At 72.2% G+C, this 17,416-nt stretch carries 17 protein-coding genes; 11 read left to right on the top strand and 6 right to left on the bottom strand.

Features of this window, described 5'->3' with window-relative positions; all coding sequences use genetic code 11:
- Positions 1-73 precede the first annotated feature (73 nt).
- Both C8N24_RS05550 and C8N24_RS05545 read left to right on the top strand, forming a co-directional pair.
- Positions 74-1,723: an APC family permease gene (locus tag C8N24_RS05550; protein ID WP_121252957.1), complete on the top strand. Its 1,650-nt coding sequence runs from the start codon at positions 74-76 to the stop codon at positions 1,721-1,723.
- Positions 1,723-2,727 carry a TIGR03842 family LLM class F420-dependent oxidoreductase gene (locus C8N24_RS05545; protein WP_121248799.1) on the top strand — a complete coding sequence of 335 codons (1,005 nt, stop codon included), beginning with the start codon at positions 1,723-1,725 and terminating at the stop codon, positions 2,725-2,727. The genes C8N24_RS05550 and C8N24_RS05545 overlap by 1 nt, the downstream gene beginning before the upstream one ends.
- On the opposite strand, the gene C8N24_RS05540 is transcribed toward C8N24_RS05545, so the two are convergent.
- Positions 2,691-3,920 carry a Zn-dependent hydrolase gene (locus tag C8N24_RS05540; RefSeq protein ID WP_121248797.1) on the bottom strand — a complete coding sequence of 410 codons (1,230 nt, stop codon included), beginning with the start codon at positions 3,918-3,920 and terminating at the stop codon, positions 2,691-2,693. The two genes, C8N24_RS05545 and C8N24_RS05540, sit on opposite strands and share 37 nt — an antisense overlap.
- 40 nt (positions 3,921-3,960) lie before the next feature.
- Between C8N24_RS05540 and C8N24_RS05535 the strand changes: the two genes are divergently transcribed.
- The 6 genes from C8N24_RS05535 to C8N24_RS05510 are packed head-to-tail and all read left to right on the top strand — an operon-like array spanning position 3,961 to position 8,323.
- Positions 3,961-4,662: a CARDB domain-containing protein gene (locus C8N24_RS05535; RefSeq protein ID WP_121248795.1), complete on the top strand. Its 702-nt coding sequence runs from the start codon at positions 3,961-3,963 to the stop codon at positions 4,660-4,662.
- 31 nt (positions 4,663-4,693) lie between these two features.
- On the top strand, positions 4,694-4,915 hold the full coding sequence (gene rpmE, locus C8N24_RS05530) for a 50S ribosomal protein L31 (RefSeq protein ID WP_121248793.1): 222 nt from the start codon (positions 4,694-4,696) through the stop codon (positions 4,913-4,915).
- A gap of 51 nt (positions 4,916-4,966) precedes the next feature.
- A complete protein-coding gene (locus C8N24_RS05525; protein ID WP_121248791.1) occupies positions 4,967-5,899 on the top strand; it encodes a DUF1385 domain-containing protein in 933 nt (310 codons plus the stop codon).
- 11 nt (positions 5,900-5,910) lie between these two features.
- Complete coding sequence (gene prfA, locus C8N24_RS05520) at positions 5,911-6,957, top strand: peptide chain release factor 1 (RefSeq protein WP_121248789.1); 1,047 nt, start codon at positions 5,911-5,913, stop codon at positions 6,955-6,957.
- Positions 6,957-7,787: a peptide chain release factor N(5)-glutamine methyltransferase gene (gene prmC, locus C8N24_RS05515; RefSeq protein WP_211339847.1), complete on the top strand. Its 831-nt coding sequence runs from the start codon at positions 6,957-6,959 to the stop codon at positions 7,785-7,787. The genes prfA and prmC overlap by 1 nt, the downstream gene beginning before the upstream one ends.
- Complete coding sequence (locus C8N24_RS05510) at positions 7,787-8,323, top strand: L-threonylcarbamoyladenylate synthase (protein WP_147447649.1); 537 nt, start codon at positions 7,787-7,789, stop codon at positions 8,321-8,323. Before prmC ends, C8N24_RS05510 begins: the two co-directional genes overlap by 1 nt.
- 3 nt (positions 8,324-8,326) lie before the next feature.
- Here the strand turns inward: C8N24_RS05510 and C8N24_RS05505 are convergent, their stop codons facing one another.
- Together C8N24_RS05505 and C8N24_RS05500 are read right to left on the bottom strand one after the other, a co-directional pair.
- The gene (locus C8N24_RS05505) at positions 8,327-9,229 is read right to left on the bottom strand and encodes a hypothetical protein (protein ID WP_121248785.1); all 903 of its coding nucleotides are present in this window, start codon (positions 9,227-9,229) and stop codon (positions 8,327-8,329) included.
- Positions 9,229-9,753: an RNA polymerase sigma factor gene (locus C8N24_RS05500; RefSeq protein ID WP_121248783.1), complete on the bottom strand. Its 525-nt coding sequence runs from the start codon at positions 9,751-9,753 to the stop codon at positions 9,229-9,231. Before C8N24_RS05500 ends, C8N24_RS05505 begins: the two co-directional genes overlap by 1 nt.
- A 54-nt stretch (positions 9,754-9,807) precedes the next feature.
- Between C8N24_RS05500 and glyA the strand changes: the two genes are divergently transcribed.
- Positions 9,808-11,097 (top strand): serine hydroxymethyltransferase, encoded by a 1,290-nt coding sequence (gene glyA, locus C8N24_RS05495; RefSeq protein ID WP_121248781.1) that lies wholly within the window; start codon positions 9,808-9,810, stop codon positions 11,095-11,097.
- Positions 11,098-11,112: 15 nt separating this feature from the next.
- The gene (locus C8N24_RS05490; protein ID WP_121248779.1) at positions 11,113-13,074 is read left to right on the top strand and encodes an ATP-binding protein; all 1,962 of its coding nucleotides are present in this window, start codon (positions 11,113-11,115) and stop codon (positions 13,072-13,074) included.
- 1 nt (position 13,075) lies between these two features.
- Here C8N24_RS05490 and C8N24_RS05485 read toward each other — a convergent pair whose 3' ends face one another.
- From C8N24_RS05485 to C8N24_RS05475, 3 genes are all read right to left on the bottom strand, one after another.
- Positions 13,076-14,221, bottom strand: a complete 1,146-nt coding sequence (locus tag C8N24_RS05485) for a hypothetical protein (protein WP_121248777.1) — start codon at positions 14,219-14,221, stop codon at positions 13,076-13,078.
- 286 nt (positions 14,222-14,507) lie between these two features.
- Positions 14,508-15,473, bottom strand: coding sequence for a serine/threonine-protein kinase (locus C8N24_RS05480; RefSeq protein ID WP_121248775.1), 966 nt, complete (start codon positions 15,471-15,473; stop codon positions 14,508-14,510).
- Positions 15,473-15,688, bottom strand: coding sequence for a hypothetical protein (locus C8N24_RS05475; protein ID WP_121248773.1), 216 nt, complete (start codon positions 15,686-15,688; stop codon positions 15,473-15,475). Before C8N24_RS05475 ends, C8N24_RS05480 begins: the two co-directional genes overlap by 1 nt.
- Before the next feature lie 144 nt (positions 15,689-15,832).
- Between C8N24_RS05475 and C8N24_RS05470 the strand changes: the two genes are divergently transcribed.
- Complete coding sequence (locus C8N24_RS05470; RefSeq protein ID WP_121248771.1) at positions 15,833-16,987, top strand: MraY family glycosyltransferase; 1,155 nt, start codon at positions 15,833-15,835, stop codon at positions 16,985-16,987.
- The last annotated feature ends 429 nt before the right edge of the window (positions 16,988-17,416 follow it).

Raw genomic sequence — 17,416 nt, 5'->3', positions numbered from 1 at the left:
GCAGATGAACGCTTCGCTCGATCATCCGATCGGCGGATGCGGGCTCATCATCGGTCGCCGCAGCCTTGGCTGCATGGCCGAGACGATCACCACCCACCAGGCACCCTTCCCGTCGTCCCGCGAGCGGCCCGGCCGTCCCGGGCTGCGACGCGAGATCGGGTTCATCGGCCTGCTGTGGGCGTCCGGCGGCTCGATCATCGGATCGGGGTGGCTGTTCGGCGCGCAGGGCGCGCTGTCGATCGCCGGCCCCGCCGCGGTCATCTCCTGGGGCATCGGGGCGATCGCGATCCTGCTGCTGGCGCTGGTGCACGCGGAGCTCGGCGCGATGTACCCGGTGGCGGGCGGCACGGCGCGGTTCCCGCACTACACGTTCGGCGGCGCGGTGGGCGCGTCGTTCGGCTGGTTCTCGTGGTTGCAGGCCGCGACGGTCGCGCCGATCGAGGTGATGGCGGTCATCCAGTACAGCCAGCACTACTCGTTCGCGCACGACTGGATGCACGTGAAAAACGGGCAGAACGTGCTGACCGCCACCGGGATCGTCGTCGCCGTGCTGCTGATGGCGGCGCTGACGGCCATCAACTTCCTCGGCGTCCGCAAGCTCGCCAACACCAACAGCGCGGCGACGTGGTGGAAGGTCGGCGTGCCCGTCCTGACGATCATCGCGCTGGCGTTCGCCGGGCTGCACTTCGGCAACTTCCACGCGGCCGACGGCTTCGCGCCCGGCGGTGCCGCGGGCGTGCTCGCCGCGGTGTCCACCGGCGGCATCGTGTTCGCCCTGCTGGGCTTCGAGCAGGCCGACCAGCTCGCGGGCGAGAGCCACAACCCCAAGCGCGACATCCCGCGCGCCGTGATCGGCGCGATCGCGATCGGCGCGGTCATCTACATCCTGCTGCAGCTCGTGTTCCTGCTCGCGCTGCCGGCCTCGCAGATCGGCATCAGCTGGGCGAGCTCGCCGTTCACGACCTTCAGCGGCCCGTTCGCCGAGCTGGCGACGCTCGCCGGGCTCGGCTGGCTGGCGACGATCCTCTACATCGACGCGGTCGTCTCCCCGGGCGGCACCGGCCTGATCTACACGACGGGCGCGTCGCGCGTGTCCTACGGGCTGAGCCGCAACGGGTACATCCCGAGCGCGTACGAGACCACCGACCGCCGCGGCGTGCCGTGGGTCGGGCTGCTCACCGCGTTCGTCGTCGGCTGCGTGTGCTTCCTCCCGTTCCCGTCGTGGCGCTCGCTCGTCGGCCTGATCACCAGCGCCAGCGTGCTGATGTACGCGGGCGCGCCGCTCGCGCTCGGCGTGCTCCGCGCCAAGGTGCCCGACGCCGAGCGGCCGTACCGGCTGCCCGCCGCGCGGGTGCTCGGCCCGGCGGCGTTCGCGGTCGCCAACCTGCTGATCCTGTGGTCGGGCTGGACCACCGACTGGAAGTTGGGCGTCGCGATCCTGCTCGGCTACGTGATCCTCACGCTCAACCACGTGCTGCGGCTGAACCCGGTGCGACCGGAGTTCGAGCTGCGCTCGGCGCCGTGGTTGCCGGTCTACCTGGTCGGCCTCGGGCTGATCGTCTACCTGAGCGACTTCGGGCCGCTCGAGCACCCGATCTTCCCGCTGTGGTGGGACATGGCCGCGGTGATCATCTTCAGCGCGGGCATCTACTCGTGGGCGCTGCGCGTGGCGCTGCCCGAGGAGAAGATCCGCGCGTTGATCGATCGAGTACCTTCCGCTTAGTGCTCGACTTCGGCGTCACGGTGCTGCCCGATCCTCCGTACCAGCGGCTCGTGGACCTGGTCGTCAAGGCCGAGTCGCTGGGCTTCGACAGCGGCTGGACGTACGACTCGCCGATCCTCTGGCAGGAGCCGTACCCGCTGATCACGCTGCTCGCCGACCGCACGTCGACGATGCGGATCGGCATGTGCGTGACCAACCCGGTCACGCGCGAGCCGGCGGTGACCGCGAGCGCCCACGCCACGCTGCAGGACATCTCCGGCGGCCGCATGGTGATGGGGATCGGCCGCGGGGACAGCGCCGTGCGCGTGATGGGGCGCAAGCCCACGCCGATCGCGATCTTCGAGCAGCGCTGCGCGATGATCCGGGACTTCATGAACGGGCGGGCGGTGGACTGGGAAGGCACCGAGATCCAGCTGCAGTGGGCGCAGGGCAAACCCGAGATCCCGCTCTACGTCGCCGCCTACGGGCCGCGCGCGCTCGGCGTCGCCGGGCGCGTGGCGGACGGCGTGATCATCCAGCTCGCCGACCCGGCGATCATCGAGTGGACGATGGCCACGGCGCGCCGGGCGGCCGAGGAGGCGGGACGCGATCCCGCCGCGCTGCGCTGCCTCGTGTGCGCGCCGTCGAAGGTCACCGACGACCTCGCGCAGGCGCGCGACGAGGTGCGCTGGTTCCCCGCGATGGTCGGCAACCACGTCGCGGACATCATCCGCGTGCACGGCGAGACGTCCGACATCCCGCGCGAGCTGACCGACTACATCAAGCAGCGCGACGCCTACGACTACAAGGACCACTCGCGCGTGGGCGCGGCGCACGGCTCGTTCGTCTCCGACGAGATCTGCGACCGGTTCACGGTGATCGGCTCGGCCTCCCAGGTCGTGGAGCGCCTGAGAGGCCTGGAGGCGATCGGCGTGGACGAGTGGATCGTCTACCTGATGACCGAGGGCCAGGACGAGACGCTCGAGGCCTACGGCGCGGAGATCATCCCCGCGCTCAAGTCGTAGAGGCGCCCGAACGCCTGCAGCGCGACGCGCAGGTCGTCCTCGGCGGTGTCCTCGGTCGGGTTGTGGCTGACGCCGTCGATGCTGGAGCTGAACACCATCACGGTCGGGTAGCGGCGGGCGACCTCGGCGGCGTCGTGCAGCGCGCCCGACGGCAGCCGCGGCGGGTCCTCGTCGCCCGTGACCTCGCCGACGGCCTGCGCGGCGAGGTCCACCAGCGTCTCGTCGAACGGGATCGGGTCGATCTGCCAGATGCGCTTCCACTCGACGGTCACGCCGTCCTCGTCCGCGATCCGGTCCGCGGCGGACTTCACGTCGGCCAGCATGTCGCGCAGCTGCTCGCGCGTGAACGCGCGCTGGTCGAGCGTCACCTCGCAGCGCTGGTTGATGATCGTCGGGATGCCGGGCTCGGCGGTGACCGTGCCGATCGTGGCGACGCCGCCGCGGTCGATCGCCGACTCCCGGGCCGCGAGGCCGAAGCGGGCCGCGGCGAGGAACGCGTCGCGGCGCAGGTTCATCGGCGTCGAGCCGGCGTGGCTGGCCTTGCCGCTGAAGGTGATGCTGTGGCGCTCGACGCCGAAGCAGCCGATCACCGCCGCGGCGGGCTTACCGGCCTCCTCCAGGCTCGGGCCCTGCTCGATGTGCAGCTCCAGGTAGGCGGCGATCGGCGGGAGCTCCGCCTGGCCCATGGTGTCGAGGTCGATGCCGTTCTCGGCGAGCGCGTCCGGGAGCGTGACGCCGGCGGCGTCCTTGAGGTGGCGCACGTCGTCGGGGACGAGCGTGCCCGCGGCGGCGGAGGAGCCGAGGAGGCTGCGGCCGAAGCGCGCGCCCTCCTCGTCGGCCCAGTCGACGAGCTTGAGCGTGACCTGCGGCGTCTCGCCCTTGTGGGCGCGCAGCACCTCGAGCGCGGCGCACACGCCCAGGCAGCCGTCGAGCCAGCCGCCATGCGGCACCGCGTCGATGTGCGAGCCGACCACGACGACCTGCTCGCTCTGGCCCGGGATCGTCGCCCACAGGTTGCCGGCGACGTCACGCTCGACCGAGGCGTCGGTCTCGTCGAGCTTCTTCAGCAGCCACTCGCGCGCGGTGCGCCAGTCGTCGCTCCACGCCAGCCGGCGCGCGCCGTCGGGGCCGCCGGTCAACGCCGCGAGCTCCTTGAGGTCTGCGAGCGGACGTTCCCAGTCGTAGGAGGGCATACGCGCAACTTACGCGACGTTCGTGGGTTTTGTGGCTCGCATGATTCGCTGGAGGCGCATCATCGGGCTCTGCGCTGCCCTGCTCGTCCTGGTCGTACCGGCGGCGGACGCCGCGGGGCTCGGCAAGGCCACGCTCGGCAGCTGCGATCCCAAGGCGGGGGAAGCCGTCTTCCAGGGGCGGATGTCCGCGCTGCGCGACACCCGGATGCAGCTGCGGTTCACGCTGCAGGTGTCGGACCGCCGGGCGCGCTGGCGTGCGGTCGCGGCGGACGGCTTCGGCGAGTGGATCACCGTCCCGGCCGGCTACGGCAAGTACACGTACGACAAGACGGTCGAAGGGCTGCTGCCGGGATCGAACTACCGCGCCGTCGTGAACTTCCGCTGGCGCACGGCCAAGGGCAAGACCGTGCGCAGCGAGCGGGCCACGTCGCCGGTCTGCAAGGTCCCCGACGCACGGCCGGACCTCGTGCTGCGCACCGTCGCCGACGATTCCGCCGGCTACGTCGCGGAGGTCGTCAACCGCGGGCGCTCGGCGGCCGGCCCGTTCGACGTCGCCTTCATCGTCGGCGGCGTGCCGCTGGGCTCCGCGCGGGTCGCCGGGTTGGCGCCCGGCGAGTCGATCGACGTCTTCATGCCGGGAGCGCCGTGCCGGGACGGGGAGGCGCTCGAAGCGGTCGTCGATCCGCGCTCGGAAGTGGACGAGTCCAGCGAGGAGAACGACTCGCTCACGGCCTCCTGCTGACCTTGAAGCCCGGCCTACACTGGTAAGAGCCATGAAGACCGAGATCCACCCCGAATACGCAGAGGCCACCGTGCGCTGCACTTGCGGGAACGAGTTCGTTACGCGTTCCACCAAGGGCGACATGCACGTGGAGATCTGCTCCAACTGCCATCCGTTCTACACCGGCAAGCAGAAGCTTGTCGACACGGGTGGGCGCGTCGAGCGCTTCCAGCGCAAGCTGGCGAAGAGCGGCTCGGCCCGCGCGAAGAAGTAAGCAGGCGCCCTTGGCGCTCAATGCGCGCTCCGGGTTGTCGATCACACGTATGTGAGCAATAGCCCGGAGCAGCGCGATGCGCCCGTCGGCGGCCAGGCCGTCCTCGAGGGCGTGATGATGCGTGGCGTCTCCACCTGGTCGGTGGCGACCCGCGGCAAGGACGGCGAGATCGCCGTCGAGACCCATCCGGTCGTGTCCTGGGTGACGCGCTCGCGCGCCCTCCGCTGGCCGGTGATCCGCGGCGTGGTCGCGCTCGCGCAGTCGATGTCGATCGGCTTCAAGGCGCTCGAGATCAGCGCCAACGCGCAGGAGGACCCGGACGCCCCGCCGATCGGCAAGGGCACGTGGGCGTTCACGATCGTCGCCGCGCTGGCCCTGGCCACCGGCCTGTTCTTCGCCGTCCCGGTGCTGCTGACCAGCCTGATCAAGGAGCAGCTCGGCTCCGCCTGGCTGTTCTGGCTCGTCGAGGGCGTCGTCCGCACGGTCATCTTCCTCGGCTACATCTGGCTGCTCGCGCGCGCCAAGGACCTGTTCCGGCTCTTCCAGTACCACGGCGCCGAGCACAAGACGATCTCCTGCTACGAGGCGGGGCAGCCGCTGACGGTGGAGCACGTGCAGCGCTTCGGGCGCCTGCACCCGCGCTGCGGCACGTCGTTCCTGCTCGTGGTGATGGTCGTCGCGATCTTCGTCTTCGCGCCCGTCGGCCTGCCGGCGTGGTGGATCCTGCTGCTCACGCGGATCGTCGGCGTGCCGCTGGTCGCCGGGATCGCGTTCGAGCTGATCAAGTTCGCCGGGCGCAACCGCGGGCGTGCGTGGGTCCAGCTGATCATCTGGCCCGGCATGCAGCTGCAGAAGCTGACGACGCGCGAACCCGAGGATGACCAGGTCGTCGTCGCCATCACGGCGCTGGAAGCGGTGCTGGCGGTCGAGGATCCGCGCGCGGCTTCCGACGACGCGCGTGTGGGGGTCGAGGTCGCGGCCTAACATAAGGCGTTGTGATCGAGTCCCTCGTCGAGCAGATCGAAGCGCGCTTCACCGAAGCTGAGGCGTCGATGTCCCTCCCCGAGGTGATCGGGGACCGGGAGCGCTTCGCCGAGGCCGGGCGCGTCTACAACCGCCTCGCGCCCGCGTACAAGCTGGCGGGGGAGTGGCGGCTCGCGCAGTCGGACTTCGAGGGCGCGAAGGAGCTGCTCGAGGAGGAAGAGGACCCCGATCTGCGCGCCGAGCTCGAGGACGCGCGGGCGCGCATCGAGCGTCTGGAAGAGGAGATCCGGCTCGCGATGGTCGAGCGGGACCCCAACGACGACAAGAACGTGATCGTCGAGATCCGCGGCGGCGCCGGCGGCGACGAGGCCGGCATCTGGGCGGGCGACCTGTACCGCATGTACCAGCGCTACGCCGACCGGCTCGGCTACAAGTTCGAGACGATGGACGCGTCGGACGGCGCGTACACGTTCGAGATCAAGGGCGACGCCGCGTACTCGATCTTCAAGTACGAGGGCGGCACGCACCGCGTGCAGCGCGTGCCCGAGACCGAGTCCCAGGGCCGCATCCACACGTCCACGGCGACGGTCGCGGTGCTGCCCGAGGTCGAGGACGTCGAGGTCGAGATCAACCAGAACGACCTGCAGATCGACGTGTACCGGTCGAGTGGGCCCGGCGGCCAGTCGGTGAACACGACGGACTCGGCCGTGCGCATCACGCACAAGCCGTCCGGGATCGTGATCTCGATGCAGGACGAGAAGTCCCAGCTGCAGAACCGCGAGCGGGCGATGAAGATCCTGCGCGCGAAGCTCTACGAGGCCGAGCTGCAGAAGCAGCAGGACGCGTTGTCGGCCGAGCGCAAGTCGCAGGTCGGCACGGGCGACCGCGCGGAGAAGATCCGCACGTACAACTATCCGCAGCGCCGGATCACCGACCACCGCATCAACCTCACCGTCCACAACCTCGAAGCCGTGCTCGGCGGCGAGCTGGACGAGATCAGCTCCGCGCTGCAGGACGCCGAGAAGCGGCGCCGGCTCGAAGAGCAAGCGGTCTCGTAGTGCCGCTCGCGGCCACTTCGGTCCGCGACGCGCTGGACTCCGCGACGATCCCCCTGACCGCGGCGGGCTGCGAGAACCCGCGGCTGGACGCCGAGGTGCTGCTGGCGGCGGCGATGGGCATCGACCGGCTGGAGCTGGTGGTCGACTCGCGGCGCGAGATCAGCGGCGCGCAGGCGCGTGTGTTCATGGACTTCGTGCGCCGCCGGCGCAACCGCGAGCCGGTCGCGTACATCACCGGTCGCAAGGGCTTCCGCTGGATCGAGCTGGCCGTGGACCGGCGGGTGCTGATCCCGCGCCCCGAGACCGAGTTCGTGGTCGAGGCGGCCCTGAGCCTGCCCGCCGGCGCGCGCGTGATCGACGTGGGGACCGGCTCGGGCGCGATCGCGCTGGCCTTGAAGCAGGAGCGCCCGGACCTGGACGTGGTCGCCACCGACGTGTCCGCGGACGCGCTCGACGTGGCACGGGGCAGCGCGCTCCGGCTCGGGCTCGACGTGACGTTCGTCCACGCCGACCTGTGGGGCGACCTCGAAGCCGACGCGATCGTCTCCAACCCGCCCTACGTGGAGTCGGGCGCGCGGCTGATGCCGGACGTGGCGCAGTTCGAGCCGCACGGCGCCCTGTTCGGTGGCGGGGACGGCCTCGACGTGATCCGCCGTCTGGTCACCGCGCCGGTCGGCTTCCTGGCGCTCGAGCACGGCCAGGGGCAGGCGGACGCGATCGAGGCGCTGCTGCGTGAGGCGGGCTTCGGCGACGTGTCGCGCGTGCGCGACCTCGCGGGCATCGAGCGCGTCGCGGTGGCGCGGCGCGCGGACCTGGGCGGCGCGGCGTGATGTCGCCCGCCGAAGCGGCCGCGCTGGGCGCGTGCGTCGCCGCGGGCGGCGTCGCCGTCTTCCCGGCCGACACCGTGTACGGGCTCGCGTGCGATCCCGACGACGCGGACGCGATCGCCAAGCTCTACGCGCTGAAGGGCCGGGCGCCGGACAAGCCGTCGGCGACGATGTACTTCGACCTCGAGTCGGTGCCCGCGGCGGGCGAGCGGACGGACGCGGTCGTGCGGCGGTTGCTGCCCGGCGGCGTGACGCTCATCCTGCCCGGCGGGCTCGGCGTGCGCGTGCCGTTCCTGGCGCCGGTCGGCCGGCCGATCATGCAGTCGTCGGCGAACTTCAGCGGCGGGCCCGACGCGCGGCGGCTCGACGACGTGCCGCAGGCCATTCGCGACGCCGCCGACCTCGTGATCGACGGCGGCGAGCTGCCGGGCACGCCGTCGACGGTGATCGACCTGCGCACGTACGAGGACGACGGCCAATGGGTGATCCTGCGCGAGGGCGCCGTGCCCGCGGGGCTCGTCCGGTCGCTGATCTCCTGAGGGTCAGCGCGACGGCAGCACGAACGTCTGCGCCTCCCCCTTGACCCAGCCGACGAACACGGTCCGCCGCCCTGATCCGAGCTGCAGCTGCACCGCCACCAGCCGGCGGGAGACCGCGGCGGAGCAGCTCGTCTTCGGCGCGGCCGTGCTGCCCAGCACCCGGGCGGTGGTGACGCCGGGCTCGACCCGCACCGCGTCGATCAGGGCCTGGCGGGTGGCGAGGGCGCGCGCGTCGGCGGGAAGCGGGTCGAACGGGAACACGCCCGCGCAGCGCCTGGCCATCGCCCACCGGCGCTGCTCGCCGAAGCGCTCGATCCGGCGGACGCCGCTCGCGTCGGTCCAGGACAGCGCCGCCAGCCTGTCGGGGTCGGCGACGCCGATGACGTTGTCCTGCGCCGCCGCGGACAACGTCCAGCCCGTGTCGCGGTAGTCGGTCCGGATGTCGTGCGCGCCGTCCGGCACGAGCAGCGTGAGCGAGTCGGCCGTCCGGGCCGCGACCCGCGCGCCGGCTCGGACCTCCTCGGCGGGGGCGCAGCTGCCCGTGACCTGGTCGCCGTCCCCTTGCGCGACGCAGACCGAGCCGGTGGTGGTGGCCAGGACGAACGCGCCACCGACGCGCCGGGTGAGCGTCGGGTCCAGGTCAGGTCCCGCGAACCAGGTGAGCCGTGCGGGCAGCGCGCGGTCCCTGTCCGTCTGCGGGCGGGCGAAGACCGAGAACCCCTGTACAAGCGGCGCACTCGTGGGCGGCACGTCGCGCTCGGGGTCCGCCGCCCGTGGCAGCGCGAAGGCGACGGCCGCCGCGACCGCGGCGAACGCCGGCACGGCCGCGCCGACCGCACGCCGGCGCCGGCGCCGGCGCACGCCCGCGCGCACGAGCGCATCACGAAGAGCGGGGATCTCGGGCATCAGGCTTCCTCCTCGACCATCGTGCGCAGCCGGGCCAGCCCGCGGCTCACGCGCTGGCGGACGACGCTCTCCGAGCAGCGCAGCCGCGCGGCGATCACGCCGTAGTCCTCGTCGTCGAGGACGCGGGCGCGCACGGCCTCGGCCTGGTCGGGGCCGAGCCGGGCGAGCAGCGTCTCCATGTCGATCCGGGCGATCCGCTCCAGCAGCGCGTCGTCGAGCACGATCGGCTCCATGCCCAGGCGCCGCCGCGCGCGGTCCTGCACGCGGGCCTTGCGCACCGACCCGAGCAGGACGTGCCGCGCGATGCCGAGCAGCCAGGCCGACGCGGGCGCGCCGTCGCCGCGGTACTTGCGGGCGGCCAGCAGCGCCGTGGCGAACGTCTCGGCGGCCAGGTCCGCCGCGAGCTCGGAGTCCCGCACGCGGCCCACGAAGTAGCCGAGCACCAGCCGCTCGTGGCGCTCGTAGAACGTCCCGAAGGCCGCGGGATCGTGCACGCTGCGGGCGAGGAGCTCGTCGTCGTCCATCACGCCTTAACTGGACGCGGAGACCGTCTTTGTGACGCGCTACCGTCAATTGCCATGACCGCCCTGCAGCCCGACTACTTCGATCGGCCGCTCGCCGAGGTCGACCCCGAGGTCGCCGAGGCCATCGGCCATGAGCTGGAGCGCCAGCAGCGCACGCTGGAGATGATCGCTTCAGAGAACTTCGTGCCCCAGGCCGTGCTCGAGTGTCAGGGCTCCGTCCTGACCAACAAGTACGCCGAGGGGTACCCGGGCAAGCGCTACTACGGCGGCTGCGAGTACGTCGACATCATCGAGCAGCTCGCGATCGACCGGGCGAAGTCGCTGTTCGGCGCCGAGCACGCCAACGTCCAGCCGCACGCGGGCGCGCAGGCCAACACGGCCGTCTACCACGCGCTGCTGCAGCCGGGCGACCGGATCATGGGTCTGAGCCTCGCGCACGGCGGTCACCTGAGCCACGGCATGAAGCTCAACGTGTCCGGCCGGCTGTACGACATCGTCCCGTACGAGGTCTCGCCGGAGGATCACCGGATCGACATGGACGAGGTCGAGCGCCTCGCCAAGGAGCACCGCCCGAAGCTGCTGGTCGCGGGCTGGTCGGCCTACCCGCGCGTGCTGGACTTCGCGCGCTTCCGCGAGATCGCCGACGAGGTCGGCGCGCTGCTGATGGTCGACATGGCGCACTTCGCCGGGCTCGTCGCCGCGGGCGTGCACCCGAGCCCCGTGCCGCACGCCGACGTCGTCACCACGACCGTGCACAAGACCCTCGGCGGCCCGCGCTCCGGCCTCATCCTGAGCCGCGAGGAGTACGCGAAGAAGATCAACTCCGCGGTCTTCCCGGGCCAGCAGGGCGGCCCGCTCGAGCACGCGATCGCCGCCAAGGCCGTCGCGCTCAAGATCGCCGCGAGCGACCTCTTCAAGGAGCGCCAGCAGCGCACGGTCGCGGGCGCCCAGGCCGTCGCCGCCGAGCTGCTGCAGGCCGGCAGCGGGGTCAACGTGCTGACCGGCGGCACCGACGTGCACCTCGTGCTCGTCGACCTGCGCGACTCCGAGCTGGACGGCCAGCAGGCGGAGGACCGGCTGCACTCGATCGGCATCACCGTCAACCGCAACGCGGTGCCGTTCGACCCGCGCCCGCCGATGGTCACGAGCGGGCTGCGCGTCGGCACGCCCGCGCTGGCCACGCGCGGCCTGCAGCAGGAGGACTTCGAGGAGGTCGGCAAGCTGATCGCCCGCGCGCTGCAGCCGGACTTCGAGACCGCCAAGGCGGAGCTGACCGAGCGCGTCACCGCGATCGCCGACAAGTTCCCGCTCTACGCGCAGCTCGGCACGCCCACTGCCGTCTAAGCAACACTTACGCGGATGCCCGGGCCAGCGGCGCAACTGACGCTGCTGGCGCGGGTAGGCGCGATCCTTGGGTCGGGCCTCCCGCGCCAGGAGACGCTCGAACGCGTCGCGGACCTGCTCGTGCCCACCTTCGCGGGCTGGTGCGCGATCGACCTGGAGGGAGAGAACGGCGAGCTCGAGCGGCGCGTCGCGCTGCCGAAGGCGTTCCCGCCGCTCCCGCCCGACGCGCCGCACGGCCCCGCGATCGTGATGCGCACGGGCGAGCCCGAGCTGGTGCGCGAGGTCACCGAGGACGCGCTGTTCGCCGCGGCGCGCGGCAACTGGGCGGCGCTCGCGGTGATGCGCGAGCTCGGCCTGAAGTCGGCGATGTGCGTGCCGCTGAGCGCGGGGACGCGCGTGCTGGGGACGCTCTCGCTGCTGGCCACGCACCGCCACTACGGCGGCGCCGACCTCGAGCTGATGGTCGAGATCGGACGCCGCACCGCGGTCGCGATCGAGGCCGACCGCAGCCGCGAGCGCACGCAGATGCTGTTCGAGGCGTCCCCGACGCCGATGTGGGTCCACGACCACGAGACGCTCGCCTTCCTCGAGGTCAACGACGCCACGGTCGAGCGCTACGGGTGGAGCCGCGACGAGCTGCTCGCGATGACGATCAAGGACATCCGCCCGCCGGAGGAGATCCCGCGGCTGCTGGCCGTCCTCGCCGAGCGCCAGGGCGCGGGTGAGCTCCGGCCGATGGAGTGGCGCCACTGCCGGCGCGACGGCACCGTGTTCGACGTCGAGGTCACGACCGGTCGGATCGACTACGCCGGCCGCCACGCCGTGCTGGTCGTCGCGCACGACGTCAGCGAGCGCAAGCGCCTCGAGCGGCGGCTCGCGGACGCGGAGAAGATGGAGGCGATCGGCCGGCTCGCCGGCGGCGTCGCGCACGACTTCAACAACCTGCTGATGGTCATCTCCGGCTACGCCGAGATCCTGCGCGACCGCGACGGGGGAGAGGAGATCGAGGAGATCGCCCGCGCCGCCCGGCAGGCGGCGGGCCTCACGCGCCAGCTGCTCGCGTTCAGCCGTCGTCAGGTCCTGCGCCCGACGGTGCTCGACCTCAACGAGATCGTCGCCGGCATGGAGGCGATCCTGCACCGGATCATCGGCGACGACGTCAGCGTCGGCACGCGCCTGGCCGGCGACCTCGCGCCGGTCATGGCCGATCAGGCGCAGCTCGAGCGCGTGATCCTCAACCTCGCCGCCAACGCCCGCGACGCGATGCCGGGCGGCGGCGCGCTCACGATCGAGACGCGCAACGTCGAGCTCGCCCAGCACGGCGAGGACGCGCTCGACGGGCCGCACGTGCTGCTCGCCGTCTCCGACACCGGGGTGGGCATGGACGCGGAGGTCCGCGCGCACCTGTTCGAGCCGTTCTTCACCACCAAGCAGGGCGGCGAGGGCACCGGGCTGGGCCTGGCGACCGTGTTCGGCGTCGTCAAGCAGAGCGGCGGCGGGATCTACGTCTACAGCGAGCGCGGCAGCGGCACGACGTTCAAGATCTACCTTCCGGCCGCGTCGTGCCCCGAGGGTCGCAGGCCGGAGACGGCGGTCGAGCCGGAGCCCGTCCGCGGCACCGAGACCGTGCTCGTGGTCGAGGACGACCCGAACGTGCGCGACCTCGTCCGCCTCCTGCTCGAGCACAACGGCTACACGGTGCTGACCGTGCGGGACGCCCACGAGGCCGAGCGGGCGTGCACGGAGCTCGGCGTGGACCTGCTGCTGACCGACGTGGTGATGCCCGAGGTGAGCGGCCAGGCGCTGGCGGAGCGGATCGGCCAGGTCGCCCCGGACGTGCGGATCCTGTTCATGTCCGGCTACTCGGACGAGGCCGTGCATCGCCACGGGATCCTCTCCGAGCGGGCCGCGTTCATCGAGAAGCCGTTCACCGAGCGGGCGCTGACGGCGAAGGTCCGCGAAGTGCTCGACGCCTGAGCTACGGGCAGCGCGCGGTGACGCGGTTGATCGCGTCGCCGACGTCGGCGAGGTGCTTCGAGTGCAGCGGGAGGAACTGGTCGGGCTGGCCGTCCGGCATCGGGCGGTCGGCGAGGAACGCCAGGTACGGCGGGCCCGAGTAGGCCACATCCGCCGGGCAGGCCGCAGCCTGGGCGAGGCCTTGGTCGACCGCCCGCTCGTCGCCCGCGATGCCCCAGGCGCCGCGCTCGGACGTGGGGTAGAGGAACGGCGTCGCCGTGCGCGGCGTGGTGATCAGCGACAGCGACTGCACGAGCGTGAACGCCAGCAGCAGCGCGGGGACGAGGCGGCGCCCGTGCAGCGCGGCGCCCGCGAGCGCGAGTGGCACGAGCGCGGCCTCGATCGGGACGATCACGTTCAGCCCGGTGCCGTCCTTGGTGTTCGACGCGAGCGTCAACAGCATGCCCACGGCCAGCGCGGCGAGGACCTTCAGCAGCGCCTGGTCCTTCGCCCGCTCACGGTGGAGCCAGGCGAGGGCGGCGAGCGCGACCAGGCCGACCAGGCTCCAGAACGCCTGGCCCCAGACCCCGCGCAGGATGTCGAACCCGCGCCGCTCGGAGGCCATCTGGGCGATCACGCTGTCGTCCCACAGGCCCCAGCCGAAGATCGCGGTGAAGACCGCGGCCTGGACGACGCCGGCGACCGCCGCCCCCACGATCGCCTTCTTGGGCGCGGCGCTGAAGAAGACCAGCGCCGCGACCGGCAGCGCGTAAGGCCACTTCAGGAACACCGCCGTCGACGCGAGCGCTCCCGCCGCCAGCGCGGTCTTCGGCTTCGACGCGAGCAGCGCCGCGCCGAGCAGCACCGGCGGCGCCAGCAGCTCGGGCGTCAGCGCGCCGTGCTCGCGCACCGCCCACGGGGTGAGCAGCGTGAGCGCGGGCGCGGCGAGGATCGCGAGCGGGTTGTCCGTGAGCCGCCGGACCGCGACCGCGGCCAGGACGCCCGCGCCGAGCTGCGCGAGGCCGACGGTGAACCGCAGCCACGTCATCGAGTCGTGGATCGCCAGCGCGCCGGCGCCGTAGAAGAACTGCCACGGCGGCTGGGCGACGACGATGTGCCCGTACAGGTCGCCGCCGTCGAGCCACAGGCGGGACGTCAGCGCGTACACGCCCTCGCTGTAGTTCCAGTACTCGAGGCCGCGCCACTCGTGGAGCAGGACCAGGGTGATGGCGCCGAGGAGCGTGCCGGCGGCGAGCGCGGTTCGTGGTGCGAGGCGGAGGATGCGGGAGAGGCTAGTACCGGCTCACGCCGGTCCGCACGATTCTGGCGGCCGCCGATCACCGCCTGGACCCACCCGGCGACCGGTCATGTGCCCCGGCACACTTCCGGTCACCAGGCGGTCCCAGCCGGCGCCGGCGACCCCCAGCGATCGCGCGTACCGGCCTTCACCGGTACTAGCCGCGGCGGCCGAGCGTCATCCGGCGCGGCAGCGCGGCGACGAGCGGCTCGAGCGCCACCGCGAAGTCCCGCGCGGTCGGGCGCGAGGCGGGGTCCTGTGCCATGCCGCGCGTGAGGATCGCGGCCAGCGCCTTCGGCGTGCGGCGGGGCAGCGGCGCCGGCAGGGCCGTGAGCTGTGGCCAGCGGTCCTCGCAGGGCGGGAACGGCCGCGCACCGGTCAGGGCCGTGTAGAGCGTCGCCGCGAGGCCGAAGACGTCGGCCGGCGGGCCGAGGCGGCCGTCGGGCTCGCACTGCTCGGGAGCCATGAACGCGTCCGTGCCGATCGGCGAGCGCAGCGCCGCGGCGTGGTGGAGCGTGCGCGCGACGCTGAGGTCGATCAGCCGCGGCGGGCCGCCCATGACGATGTTGCTCGGCTTGACGTCGAGGTGCACGATGCCCTCGCCCGCGAGGTAGTGGAGCGCGCTCGCGACGTGCAGGCCGAGCGGCAGCAACTGCTCGATCGCGAGCGGACCGCCCTGGGCGAGCAGCTCGTCGAGCGTCGGGCCGTCCAGGTGCTCGAGCACGAGGTGGGGGAAGCGGGCCGAGCCTCGCCCTGCGGGCTCGTTCGGCGGGGAGTCATCGCCCAGGGGGCGAGAACGTCCCGCGCCTGCCTCCTCGAGGTGGGCGCCGAAGCCACGCACGACGACCGGGTGCGCGAGCCGCTCGAGCAGCGTCGCCTCGCGGCGCAGGTCGTGCAACGCGATCGGGTCCTGCGCGTGGTCGGGACGCAGCACCTTGGCCACGAGCACGGCGAGCCGGTGCTCGTCCCACACCAGCAGCGCCTCGTAGCGGCGTCCGCCGCCGATCCGGCGCAGCACGGTGCGGCCCGGAGCGAGCTCGTCGCCCTCGGCGAAGCCCCAGGTGGGTCGCTCACGCGGCTGCTCATGCACGAACGGCGGCGTGTACGCGACCGTGGAGTCCATCAGTCCGAGTCGTCCAGCGCGAGGGAGAACTTCGACCCGGCGAGCGGGCCGATCGTGTGGTCGGCCGGGTTCACGACGAGGAAGCCGAGCGGGGCGCCGACCGCGAGGACGACGGTGGCGACGGCGGCCGCGAAGACGCGGGGGACCGTGCGCTGGTCGACCGGCTCGGGGTCGTCGGCCAGGGCCAGGAAGGCGTGGGCGAGCGGTGGGGGCATGCGGGATCGGGTGACGGCCGGAGGGGCGTGCGGCGTCGGAGCGGAACATGCCCATGGATGCCGCTCCACAATCCCGCTTTACGGAACGTCAACACCTCTTGACGTGGGTTTGTCGGCCCGCCCTGCGATCCTGTGGCCGCAACCATGGTCACCAAGGCCGTCCTCGCCGCGCTGGTCGCCTTCGCCGTGGCGGCCGCCCTCACACCCCTCGCAGCGCGCTTCGCGCGGCGTATCGGCGCGGTCGACCAGCAGAAGGACATCGGGCTGGCCAAGGACGCGACGCCGCTGCTCGGCGGCCTGGCGATCTTCGCCGGCGCGCTCGTCGCGGGCGTCCTGTTCCTGCCCGACAACGACCGGACTGAAGGGATTCTTGCGGCCGCCGCGCTGATCACCATCGTCGGCGCGCTGGACGACCGGTTCGACCTACCGCCGTTCGTGAAGTTCGGCGGGCAGATCGCCGCGGCGGTCGTGCTCGTGGCTTCGGGCGTGGTCGTGGACGCGTTCACGTTCCCGTTCCTGCACCGCGTGGAGCTCGGCGGCTTCGGCGGGCCGCTGACGGTGTTCGCGCTCGTCCTGCTGATGAACATCGTCAACTTCAGCGACGGCGCGGACGGGCTCGCCGCGGGCGTGTGCGCGATCGCCGCGCTCGCGTTCGCCGTCATCGCCTTCGACCTCGAGCGCCGCACGGCCGGAACGCTCGCCGCGATCACCGCCGGGGCCGCGCTCGGCTTCCTGCTGTGGAACTTCCCGCCCGCGAAGGTCTTCATGGGCGACTGCGGGTCGAACCTGCTCGGCCTGCTGCTCGGCGCGGTGATCGTCGAGGGCACGCTCAAGACGAACGCGTTGATCGCGCTCGTCGGCCCGCTCGTGGTGCTGGCCGTGCCGCTGCTGGACACCGGCTTCGTCGTGCTCAAGCGCTTGAAGTACCGGCGCCCGATCTACCGCGGCGACTCCAACCACTTCCACCACCGCTTCTACCGGATGAAGTGGTCGACCCGGCGCTCGATCCTGTGGCTGTACGCGTGGACGGCGCTGATGGCCGGCACCGCGGTCGCGCTGCGCTTCATCCCGTACTCCGAGCGCGACGGCACGCTCATCCCCGGCTGGGCGCTGCTGATGGCCGCGCTCCTGCTGCTGTGCCTGGCGGTCAGCCTCTACCTGATCTGGGTGCTGGAGATCATCAAGCTGCGCCGCCTGCGCGAGTGGCAGCTGCGTCGCGCCGACCCCGACACGTCCGAGCACGACATCGACGAAGCCGTCGACCACGAGTTCGAGACCGGAGAGTTCGGCAGGGTTTGAACCTGAACTGTGCGGCTAACCGCACTTGCGCGATCTCGCGCTGACTGGTTTCCTACTTCGAGACGAGATCAACCCCCGGACCTACGTCCGTGAGGAGGTGAGCAGGACCGTGAAGACGACGTACGCGATTTCCCTCAGGCAGCCGGCCTACATGCCCGGCTTCGGAGACGCGTGCCCTCTCGTCTCCGGCCTGCTCGCGCACCAGGATTGACCTCGGTCGCGGGCAGTTAACCCTGCCGCCCGCGACCTCCTCTCAATAGCCCGAGGTCTTTCAGCGCCCCCGCGTGCGGGCGGCTCCGTTCACACCAACTGGAGCCAACCGAAATGCATACGCTCAATCAGGCCGTCCTGGGTCACGTCGTCGCCGCAGAGCGCGCCGACCGCGCCCGGATCCGTGCGGTCAAGCCGCAGCGACCCGAGCGACCGCCC

This window comes from Solirubrobacter pauli (assembly GCF_003633755.1).
GTDB classification, from domain to species: domain Bacteria; phylum Actinomycetota; class Thermoleophilia; order Solirubrobacterales; family Solirubrobacteraceae; genus Solirubrobacter; species Solirubrobacter pauli.
The sequence above is the reverse complement of the archived record's forward strand: the minus strand, read 5'-3'. Positions and strand labels throughout refer to the sequence as shown.